Source organism: Collinsella sp. LCP19S3_A7 (assembly GCF_052121995.1).
Classification (GTDB): Bacteria; Actinomycetota; Coriobacteriia; order Coriobacteriales; family Coriobacteriaceae; genus Collinsella.
On the sequence record NZ_JBQKDE010000001.1, the window covers coordinates 189,983 to 201,746 of the forward strand.

Here is an 11,764-nt window from a genome sequence, read left to right on the forward strand (position 1 = left end):
TCAAAGGCTTTGCCTCGCTCGATTTCTATCCCGGTGACAAACGATTTTGTGTCGTTTGCCCAATCTTGGGTACAAGTAGGCCAATGAAGTTGTTCACGATTGGAGCCAACCATGGTTATGAAATTCGATCAGCTTGTTAACGGTGCCATCAACGTGGGCTTCGGCGCCGCCGCCGTTGCCGTCGAGGGCGGCAAGAAGGTCCTCGACGACCTCAATGCCAAGGGCGAGCAGGTGCGCAAGGACGCCGGCACCCCCGATATCGCCCGCAGCGTGTCCGACATGTTCGAACAGGCCGGCGGCACCATCTCCGACCTTACCGAGCGCCTGGGCATGCAGGGCGAGACTGCGGCCCAGCGCGTGCTCGACGAGCTCATCCTCGCCCGCGTGCGCGTCATGACCGCCCCCGAGCGCACGGCCTTTTTGGCCCATGTGCGCGACATCGTCGATTCGGTCGAGGACAACGTGACCTCGGTGCCCGTCGAGTCCGTTGAGCCCGACGACGCAGAGGACGCCGAAGAGGCCGAGTAGCAGCGCAGATGGCAGATTCCACCACCGATTACAACAATCAAGATCCCTTGGGTGACGAGGCGGCGGTTGTCGACGAGGTCGAGGCCGCCGTCTCGGGCGCTCGCAAGAAGCCGCGCGCTGTCGATATGGTCCCTGAGGAGCCCGACGCGATGGCGCCGGACGAGGAATACCAGCTCACGCCGGCAGGTCGTCGTGAGCGCATTGGGCAGATCGTTCGCCTGATCAAAAAGTATCGCGTGTGGGACAACCTTACGCCGGTGCGCCTGCGTCGTCTGCTCGAAGAGCTCGGCCCCATGTTCGTTAAGATGGGGCAGATTCTGGCCAACCGCTCCGAGATTTTGCCGCAGCGGTTTTGCGACGAGCTGCGCCGTCTGCGCTCCGACGTAGAGCCGGTGCCGTATGAGGTGGTGCTCCGCTGTTTGGAAGAGGAATACGGCCAGCGCCTGGGGCAGATATTCGACGCGATTGACCCCAACCCGCTCGGTAGCGCGTCGCTCGCGCAGGTGCACCGCGCCCGTCTGGTGACTGGCGAGGACGTGGCCGTTAAGGTGCAGCGCCCCGGCGCGCAGCAGGTGATGGCTCAGGACATCGACATCATTCGCTCGGTGGTACGCATCGTTTCCAAGTTCGTCAACACTGATCAGTTTGTGGACCTGCATGGCGTGGTCGAAGAGCTGTGGACCTCGTTTCGCGAGGAGACCAACTTTTTGGCCGAGGCCAAAAACCTCAACGATTTCTATGACTTCCACAAAAGCGTGCATGGCGTCTCGTGTCCCAAATCCTACTTGGACCTTTGTACCGAACACGTCGTGGTCATGGACTACATTGACGGCATCTCTATTGCCGATCCCGAGCGCCTGGTGGCCGAGGGTTATGACTTGGAAAAGATTGGCGCCGCGATTGTCGAGGACTACTCGACGCAGGTGCTCGACGACGGCTTTTTCCATGCCGACCCGCATGCGGGAAACATCATCCTCAAGGACGGCATCGTCTACTTTATCGACCTGGGCATGGTCGGGCGCATGTCGAGTCACGACCGCGGTATCGTCAAGGACATGATCTTTGCCGTGGCCGAGGGCGACGTGCCCAAGCTCAAGGATTCGCTTATGCGCTTTGCCGTGACGCGCGGCGATTCTGCCGAGCTCGACCATTCGGCCTTTTTGTCCGACTTGGACTTTATCGTCGCCGACTTTGCAGGGCTCGATCTTAAGGACCTGGATATCGGCGAGTTTTTGACCTCGCTGTTAAATCTGGCGCGCAAAAACGACGTTGAACTGCCGAGCGTGGTGACGATGTTCGCCCGTGGCATGGTGACGCTCGAGGGTCTGCTGACCGAGTATATGCCCGATGTCAACATGATCCAGATCATCCAGACGCACATCAAAAACGAGAAGAGCACCTATGCGCGCGTCCGCGAAATGGGGCACGATCTTGCCGCGAGCAGCTATCGCGCGGCAAAAGGCTCGCTCGAGGCGGCCGAGTATCTGGGCTTGGCGTCGCGCATGCTCACGCGCGGCCAGCTTAAGGTGAACACACAGATCATGAGCAGCGATAAGGCGCTGCGACAGCTGGGTGGAATTATCGACCGCATGTCGATGGCAATTGTGATCGCCGGCCTGTTTATCGGCTCGTCGGTTGTGTACTACGCGCGCATCGAGCCGGTTGTGTTCGGTATTCCGGTCATTGGCTTTATGGGCTACGTGAGTGCGCTGGTGCTGGCGCTGATGCTGGGCCGCGAGATCTGGCGCAACAGTCACGGCGGCAAGCGTTAATGGCCCCTGGGGGACGGAGGAAAACGGATCATTTTGCCTTGCGTCGCGCCGGCGTGGGCTGGTCCGAACAAAACTATGCCGGTTTACGGGGCTGGAGCGCCGAACCTCGAGCATACCGAAATTCGCGCTTTTAAAACCGCAGGTAGATGAGTCGTTGGTTTTCGAAAATGGCAGATATGGTTGCGAAGTGCTGAATTAGCCCCGTAAACCGGCATAGTTTTGAAACGGGCTGTTCTTGCAAGGTCCGACGACAGTCTTTCCTATCGCAAACCATAGCTTTTACCTTGGGCTTCGCCTGCGTGCGGGGCCCTTTTGCGTGCTACCATATTGACAGTAATAATCGATGGCCTAGATGGTGGTGCGGAGACGCACGAATGCGCGGTTTTCCTGCGTGTTTGGGAGAATCGGGGTGCAAGTCCCCGGCTGTACCAGTAACCGTAATTCCTCTTGGCTCGGGATGGTCGCGTCGCAGATCGGACGGCGCGCCCGGGTCGGTAAGGTTAAGTCGGATCGCCTCCCATCTTGCACGCGGCCGCGGCGCATGCCGCCGGTACGCGTTGGGCTCTGGAGGGAAGGGGGACCCCGATGGGGGTACTCGAGCGCAATGTGCGCGATGACGTGGGGCAGCCGCTGGGCAATGTTCCAAGTTTAGATAATAGGAGACAAATGGATATGTTTGAGGACGAGTGCCAGCGCGCCTCGTGGCGTCGTCATGGAGCGATTGCCCGCGGCATAGCCAAGCGCGGTCTGGTGGCGTTCCTGGCTTTTGCCATGGCTTTTGGCACCACGCCGGCGCAACTTTGGGCCGAGGGCGCCGAGGGCATTGCCGAGTCTGTGGCTCAGGCTGCGACGGCCGGCGAGGGCGCGGCGGCCGACGATGGCACTGCTGCCGATACCGGTGCGAACGGTGCTGCCGTGGAGGACGGCACGGGTACCAGTGACGCTGCTGCCGATCAGGGTGCGGTTTCGGGCGCCGCGAAGGGCGTTGACACCGCAGGTGATGCGGCTGATTCCGACAGTTCCACCGCGATGCCTGCTGTCGCTTCGGAGCAGGGCGAGCCGAAGGCCGCTGCCGCTTCCGCCACGACGCTTTCGAGCGAGGCCAAGGTCTACATTCAGGATTCCAAGGATAAGGACGATTCGGATTCCACGAAGCGGGGCGCGCTCAAGGCTGGCGAGACGCTTTGGGCAAACATGTACGACGAGGTGGATACCGAGGACTATTGGGGTGACCCCATCACCGAAACTCACTCCGTCGCCAACTCCAGCACCTGGACCTACACTTGGCTCGCCGACACGGTCAAGGCTAGTGATGTTGCCGATTACACTGAGGTCGTAGGCCACGAACAGTCGCTCAAAGTTACCGGCGCCATGGAGGGCAAGTACTTCATCTGCAAGGTGACGGTGGATGGCAAGGACTACTACGGGCCCTCGGTTCCGTACGGCTCGGGCATTAACGCCAAGGACATTCCTGGCCCCGTGCTGGGTGCCGGGCAGGCAAACCTCTACTCCGTCAAGCTGAGTAGCTCGTCTCCCGCCGTTGGCGACACTCTGACCGCTACGCCGTACACTGCGTACAACACGCCCGCCGCGAGCGATACCAAGGTGACCTACGCCTGGTACGAGTCGACGAATAAATCCTCTGGTTGGACCAAGATCGAAGGCGCAACGTCGGCGACCTTTACGGTGCCCGAGGACCTCGCCGGCAAGTATCTCAAGGTGGCTGCCAACGCGGGCGTCAATGACGTCGATGCGACGACCTCCGATGCCGTGCTCAAGGCCGGCGCGGTCAAGCTCGCAGGCGTCGAGCTCTCCGCTTCCTCCACGGAGATCGGCGCGACCCTCACGGCTAAGGCGTACACAGGCTTGAGCTACAGCCCCACCTACGTCGATAACTCTAAGGTCACCTACACCTGGAAGAAATACAAGGGCGCTGCGGCCCCAAACAGCTCCACAAAGTGGGAGACCATCGAGGGAGAGTTCGATCCCACGCTTACCGTGACTGACGACCTTGAGGGCTACTATGTCTCAGTGTCTGCGAACGCGGGCGCGAACGATGTCTCGTTCGGCAACTGGTCGGCCGGCTATGGCGTGGGTCCCTTCAAACAGGCCGGTGCTGTGGTCATCTACTCCGCCATTCTGGCCCCCGTGGGCTCGATCTCGGGAACCTACGTCTACACCGCCGCCGATACTGTCCAAGCCCTCGCTAAAGAGAAGGGCGCCTCTGAGTACATCGATGCGTCCAAGCTGAACTATCAGTGGCAGGTTGCGGATAAAAAGGGCGGCGACTACACCGATATCGAGGGCGCGACGTCCAGCACTCTGAAGCTCGCGCCTTACGAGGGCAAGTCGGTTCGTTGCTACATTACCGCAAAGATTGGCAACAGCGACTACATCACCAAGGGCTCGAGCCTTATCGGTGCTGCCGGCTCCGTCAACATCACGAGCGTTAAGCTCGACAAGACGGGCGAGGCCAGCGTAGGCGAGGCCATCACGGCGACCGCTAATGCGGCTTCGGGTGATGTGACCGCCAACGAGCACGTTGCATGGTCGTGGTACTGCGGCGACACGTCGACGACGTGCACGACGAAGATCGATGGCGCGACCATCAATACCTTTACACCCGATGCGTCCTACGCTGGTAAGTATGTCAGGGCATGTGCTAACGGCGGTTTTGGTGACGAGGAGTCGAGTGCTGTTCTCGTTGTCGAGGCCGGCTCTGTTGAGCTTTACGGTGTGACGGTTGAGGGTGCGTTGGCATCTGGTCAGATTGCCGCAGGCAACGTTCTGACCGCGAAGGCGACCAAGGGCAACTCCTACACTGACGTCTCCGCGACGGACACGGTCCACTATCAGTGGCAGTGCTCCAACGACAAGAGCTCCTACGACAGTCACTTCGTCAACATTCCCGATGCGACCGACTCCGCGACGTATGCGCCGACCAACGACATGGTGGGCAAGTACATCCGTGTGATCGTTACGAGCAAGAACTCGGTGAAGAGCACCGAGAAGAAGAGCACCTACGGCGGTACGCAGTCCGTCGACCCCGTTGGCCCCGTGACGCTTGCCGGTCAGTACAAGCTCAAGTCCGTTGCGCCCAACGAGGCTTCTTCGACGACGCTCTCCGTCGGCTCAGTGCTCACTCCACGCGTGAAGATCCCTGGTTCTTCGAGCTGGTCCGATTCCGATCTGCCCGAGGACGCTAAGCTCACGCTCGCTTGGTATGCCAAGGGTGAGGGCGATTCGGACTGGGCGGAACTCACCGAAGGCATTGACGCCGAGACCGGCGCGCTGACGCTCAACGATTCTCTCGTCGGAAAGCGCATCAAGCTCACGGCGTGCGCACTCGACAATACCGTCGAGTGGGTTTCCTCCGATGACGTCACGGCGGCGGGGGAGTATAACCTGCTGCGCGTGATTGCCGACCCGCAGATTAATAGCGATTCGACCCATCTCGTCTCGGGAGATAGCGTCAAGGCGACGGCGCAGGCTAAGCGCGCCGACGGTTCGGCCACCAACGGTATCGACGTCACCGGTCAGGCGACTGTTGCCTGGTATGCGGCCGACGACGCGAAGGCTCCGGCGGCCGACTGGACGCTGCTGTCCGATATGTCGGGTGCCACGGCAACGGTTTCGGCTTCTGCCGCGGGCAAGTATCTGAAGGCCGTCGCCACGAGCGGCGACTCGACGGTCGAGCTCGTCTCTGCCAACAAGGTTATCGCCGCGGGCTCGCTCGAGGCTGCAGTCCAAAAGCTCAACGATGCCAATAAGCAGATCTCCGTTGATTACAGCGCTAAGGGCGGCAACGTTAACGACGCGCTGAAGGCGCAGCTTGCCGATCTGGGATTTACCGACGTTGACGTCAAGGTCTCCGAGGGCGGCGTTGCCTTTAAGGCCGAGGACGCCAAGGCTACGGTCGGTATCTCCGACGCCCAGGATAAGACCAATGGCGATGTCACGTTCTTCTACATCGACCCCAACGACTACACCGGCTATAACATTGACGGCCTGCGCAGCGCCGACGTGGTGTTTGAGCTGTCGCGCGACGGTAAGACCGAGTACTATCTGCCTGGCAAGACGGTTCAGGTGGCTTGGGACGAGGCCCGCGTTCAGCAGATGCTCGACGATGCCGCCGAGCAGGTTGCCATCGGTTACGCCGCGGGCGATTCGGCTGAGTCCGTCACGTCCAACCTCACACTTCCGTACCGCGCAGGCTCCAAGAGCAAGTTCGAGGTTGAATGGAAGAGCTCCGACCGCGATGCCATTTGGCCTTCCGGCTATGGCTGGAGCGACTACACCGGCAAGGTGACGCGCGCATCGAGCGATCGCGAGGTTACGCTGACCGCGACGGTCTCGTTTGTAAGCGGTGGCCCGTCTGACGTTAAGGGCGCGCACGACTTCACGGTGACCGTCAAGGGTGATCCCGAGAAGGTCGCCGCCGACAAGAAGGCACTGCAGGAGAAGGTCGATGTGGCCTTTACCTACGACAACATCAAGTACTCCGGCACTGACGCGGTCGCCAACAAGGATGGCCTGACCGCCGACCTGCAGATGCCGCGCACGAGCACGCTCAATATCGACGGCAAGTATTACGAGGTCAAGTACTCTGCCAGCACCGATGACATCACGTTTAACGGTTACAAGGGCACGGTCTATCAGCCGCTGCCTGGCGCCGAGGCAGCGAAGACCAAAGTCACCCTTACGGTGACCGATAAGTCCAACGCCGAAGTCACGGCAAGCAAGACCCTCGACTTTGCGATTGCCCCGCAGGACCAGGACGAGCTCGATGCCGAGCTTTCTCTTATGGAAAAGGCGAAGGCCGGCTATGCTGCCGCCATTCTGAATGGCCAGGAGGCCAATTCCGTTTCGGCGGACATGCACGCCTTCCAGAAGGCGTATCTCGATGCCGACGGCAACCTTGCCTGGAGCTACAACAAGGCAACGACCGATTCGACGTCCCCTGGTATTGTTCCGGTCGATCTGCCTGGCTATGACGCGATGTCCGGGCAGGATTGGCGTCTGTTTAAGTCGAGCAACAGCTCTATTGTCTCCGCAGAGAACCTGAAGGTCACGCAGCCGCAGTACAACACGAAGGTTGTCGTTTCCTCGCGCCTGACGAGCGAGAAGTTCGCTCGCTATGCTGAGCGCTATCCCGACAATGCCACGTATGCCAAGCTTGCGAACCAGGATGTCTCGGCAACGTTGACGGTCGTGGGCACGAGCGGTCTAAACGATCTCGAGGTTACGGCGACGTGCACAGTTATCGGCGTCGATGCCAAGGGCAAACAGCAAACGTGGGCTGCCGCGACGCAGTACACGCTCAAGAATGGCTCGACGGCCGCCGATCTTTCCGAAGAGCTCTTTAAGCAGGCCGGTCTCAAGGCCGACTACGACCCCAATGGCTCTTGGGGCTGGGTGCTCAACTCCATTGCGTCGCCTTTCGATGCAGGCCGCACTCTTGCGTACGATTCAGCGACGGGCGCGTATTGGCAGCTGTTCATTAACGGTGTCGCCGCATCGGTGGGCGCTGGAAGCTACTCCCTCGAGGCGGGCGACTCCGTCGTCTGGTGCTACTCGAAGTACGGTGACGCTGCACCCACCGACCAGCTTTCGGTAAGCTGCACCGTTATCGGTCAGGACGCTTCGGGTGCCCAGCAGACGTGGGCGCAGCCTACGACTGCACTGGTGGAAGAGGGCGCAACTGCCGCCGATCTTTCCGAGCAGGTCTTTAAGCAGGCCGGCATTGGCGCCGACGTTCAAACCGGTTCGTATGGTTGGTTCCTCAATTCGCTGACTTCTCCGTTCAATAAGAGCGTGAAGCTTTCGACCGTACAGGTTAACGAAAGCACCTGGAAGTCCTGGCAGTTCTTCGTTAACGGCAAGATGGCCAATGTTGGCGCCGGCAACTACACGCTTAAGGCCGGCGACGAGGTTACCTGGGTCTATGGTTCCGATGGCGCCATGCCCGGTCAGGTCTCCGTCTCGATGGAGATCATCGGCAAGAAGGACGATAAGGCGCAGCGCTGGACCGATCCTTCGACGCAGGTGTTTGTTGAGGGCACGACGATTAAGGACGCCACTGCCGCCTACTTTGATGCTTTGGGCATCAAGTCCGAGATGTACGATCAGCTGGGCTTCTGGGGCGTTCACAGCCTTGTCTCTCCGCTTGACGGCACTAAGTTGGCCGGCGCTTGGTCGTTCTTTGTTAACGGTGTTCCCGGACCCCAACTCGATAGCGACTACGTTGTCAAATCGGGCGACACGATCGTCTGGGCCTATGCTGCCGGCGACACGGTGCCTAATCCCGACGAGGTCGTAGTCGATCCGAGCGCCCCGCGTCCGACCGATTGGAAGTCCGATTGGGACGGCCAGTCCAATGCGGCGGTCGAGAACGTTTCGACGCCTACGGGTGCGCTAGCGAGCTCCTGGACGTTCGATTGGAAGGCGTATTCCGGTTCGGCGTATCCCAACGCGAGCGAGCCTATTGTCGTGAACGGCAACGTGTATCTTGCCGTCAACAAGCGTTTGCTAAAGATTGACGCCGAGTCGGGCAAGGTCCTTGCCGAGTCGAAACTTAAGGCTGCGGTCGGTTATACCTCGCGCCCGATTTATGCGAACGGTTTGGTTGTCGTCCCGCTCAATGGCGGTGCGGTTCAGGCCCTGACTGCCGATGCTCTTACGACAGTTTGGATTACCGATGCGGTGAGCGACGTTGCCCAGTCGAATTCTCAGATGACGGTTGATGGCAACTATCTCTATGTTGGTACCGTTGATGTCGATTTTGGATCGGGTACGTACAACAACGGCCACCTGACGCGCATTAATATGCTGACAGGTGCTGTTTCCTGGCAGCATGTCAATGCCAATGAGGGCTATTACTGGACAGGCGCTACGGTGGGTGATGACTTTGTCTTGGTTCCCACCAGTGCCGGTACCGTCGAGATGCTCAGCAAGTCTTCGGGCGATGTGCTCGGCAGCGTTTCGGTTGGGGCGATTGTCAACTCCACCTGCGTGCTTTCGGCTGACGGCAGCCATGCCTATCTCATCTCGCGCGACGGCAAGCTGCACATGTTGGCGATTTCCGATGGCGACTCACGCGATGCGGATGCCGCTTCGCGTATTACCGAGGAGCGCGTTGTTGACCTTGGCCTTACCGGCTGCGCGTGTGCGCCTACGTCGTATGATGGCAACAAGCTGATTGTTGGCGGCGAGGTTGCTGGCGGCTCTGCGCTAGCGATTATTGATCCGGCCGACGACTTTGCCACGACGCTGGTTTCGTCTGCTGATGGCACTGCGCTTCCTGCTGGTGGCATCAAGGGTGCTCCGCTGGTGAGTGCTCAGGCCGATGGGACCTACTACGTGTATTTCACCGTCAACTATGGTGGGACCACTGCCCAAGGCAATTACACCTCGGGCGGTGGCGTATATCGTTACAAGTTGGGTGACACTGAGGCTTCTTGTGTGTTTAGTGCAGCAGGACACAACAACTACTGTGACTCGCCAATCGCTTGTGATGCCCAGGGCAACTTGTACTACATCAACGACTCTGGCGCGCTGTTCAAGCTGAATGCTGGCGTTAAGGTTTCGTTCAATGCCGGCGAGGGGTCCAAGGTCGATTTTCAGACTACGGCCGCCAACGGCTCTGTCGCCAAGCCGGCCGATCCGACGCGTGAGGGCTACACCTTTGGTGGCTGGTATACCGATGCTGCCTGCACCAAGGCGTATGACTTTAGCGCTGCGGTGACGGCTGATATGACGCTGTATGCCAAGTGGACCAAGAATGCCGTTACCCCTGGCGGTAACGGCGGCTCTGGCTCCAACGGCGGCAATGGCGGCTCGGGTAATGCTGGTTCTGGTTCCGGTAACGGCACAAACGGCCAGCAGGCTGGCGGTGCTGTTGCTCCGGGTCAGAAGCCGGTGTCCACCACGACCATGACCGAGACCAAGGACGGCAAGGATCCCAAGAAGGATTCCGACAAGTCCGACAAGAAGGACGACAAGTCCGATACGGGCTCGGCTGCCACGACTACCACCAGGAAGTCCGCTGAGGCTCCGGCACAGGAGTCTGGCTTCAACCCGCTCGCCATTGTCGGCGTAGCGGCCGGCGTGATCGGGCTTGCGGTCATTGGCGTGTTCGTGTTTACCAAGCGTCGGTAGGTGAGAGCTGTGTCCAATAAACCTCAGGATGCCGACTCCAAGCAACCCGACTCGTCGTTCATTCAGCTCGACGATGCTAAGCAAAAGGGCGCCACCTCGGCGGCGTCCGCCTCTCGGCGCAAGGCGCTGCTTGGCTCTCTGACGGCCGTCTGCATCGCGCTGATTGTCGTCTCGCTGGGCTTTGTTCACCCTTCCGCCAGCGGTGCCTGGTCCATCGATTGGATCGCTCGGGCCGTGGCGGGGAGGAGCGTTGCCGACTCTGGCTCTATCGCCTCTCGCAAGACGGAGACAGCGGGCTTCTCGTCTTCTGACGCTGTGGACTCCGAGTCCAAGGACTCGAATGAATCGGATTCCAAGGACGCTTCCGAGTCTTCGGACGAGAAGTCAGACAAGGATTCGAAAGAGAGGAAGTCCGAAGGCAAGGGCGGCAAGAAGTCCAACAACGCGTCTGCCGGACAGGGATCTGAATCCGCTGGTGGATCGAGTTCTTCTGACGGCTCCTCTTCGGGCGGCGGCTCGGTGTCTGGCGGTGGGTCTGTATCCAACGGCGACAGCGCCTCTGCTGGCAATCAGGGCGGCTCGCAGCAGCCTGGCTACGTTACTGTGACGGTCTCTGTGACGTCGAGTGCCGTGGGTAACCCGGTGTCTTCTGGCGGTACGTTCACCTTCAACGAGGGCGCTACCCCCTACGATGCCCTGTGCGCCCTGGGCCTTTCCGTAAATGCGCACGGCTCATCGTACGGCACGTATGTCGCCGCTATCGGTGGTTTGGCCGAGAAGGAGCACGGTGGTACAAGCGGCTGGATGTACTCTGTCAACGGCGTAACGCCCAACACGGCTTGCAGCAACTACGTTCTCTCCAACGGTGACAGCGTGGTCTGGTATTACGTAACGGGTTAAATGCCTCGACATAACACGCCAAACGGGCGGTTCGGACCAACACCCGAGCCGCCCGTCTTTATGCGAATGGGACGTCGTTTCCCAATCGAGGCTCAACCGGAAATTGCATCCCACTCTGAAGGTGAATTCCGGGACACAGTTTCCGCATCAGCATCCATTGGGAAAGCGCATCTCGTTCTAGACATCGATAACGGGATACGCTTTCCGTTTCGGCGTCCGCGGGAAACTGCGTCCCGGAATCCACGCTCAGACCGGGATACGGTTTCCCGATGGGGCGGGTTTCGGAAAGCGTGTCCCGCTCTGGGGGCTCATTCCGGGATGGATTTTCCGTATGGGGGCTCATCTGGAAACTGCGTCCCGTTCTGTTGGCTGATTCCGGGACACAGTTTCCGCTAGGACGGCGTTGC

The 11,764-nt window shown here is 59.9% G+C and carries 4 protein-coding genes; all 4 read left to right on the forward strand.

Annotated elements, in window-relative coordinates; genetic code table 11:
- Nucleotides 1-117: 117 nt before the first annotated feature.
- Nucleotides 118-528 carry a hypothetical protein gene (locus ACTQV3_RS00805; protein WP_229770640.1) on the forward strand — a complete coding sequence of 137 codons (411 nt, stop codon included), beginning with the start codon at nt 118-120 and terminating at the stop codon, nt 526-528.
- 8 nt (nt 529-536) lie between these two features.
- A complete protein-coding gene (locus ACTQV3_RS00810; RefSeq protein ID WP_441535684.1) occupies nt 537-2,300 on the forward strand; it encodes an ABC1 kinase family protein in 1,764 nt (587 codons plus the stop codon).
- A gap of 585 nt (nt 2,301-2,885) precedes the next feature.
- Complete coding sequence (locus ACTQV3_RS00815) at nt 2,886-10,457, forward strand: DUF4430 domain-containing protein (RefSeq protein WP_441535685.1); 7,572 nt, start codon at nt 2,886-2,888, stop codon at nt 10,455-10,457.
- Between the two features lie 9 nt (nt 10,458-10,466).
- Nucleotides 10,467-11,357 carry a DUF4430 domain-containing protein gene (locus ACTQV3_RS00820; RefSeq protein ID WP_441535686.1) on the forward strand — a complete coding sequence of 297 codons (891 nt, stop codon included), beginning with the start codon at nt 10,467-10,469 and terminating at the stop codon, nt 11,355-11,357.
- Nucleotides 11,358-11,764 lie beyond the last annotated feature (407 nt).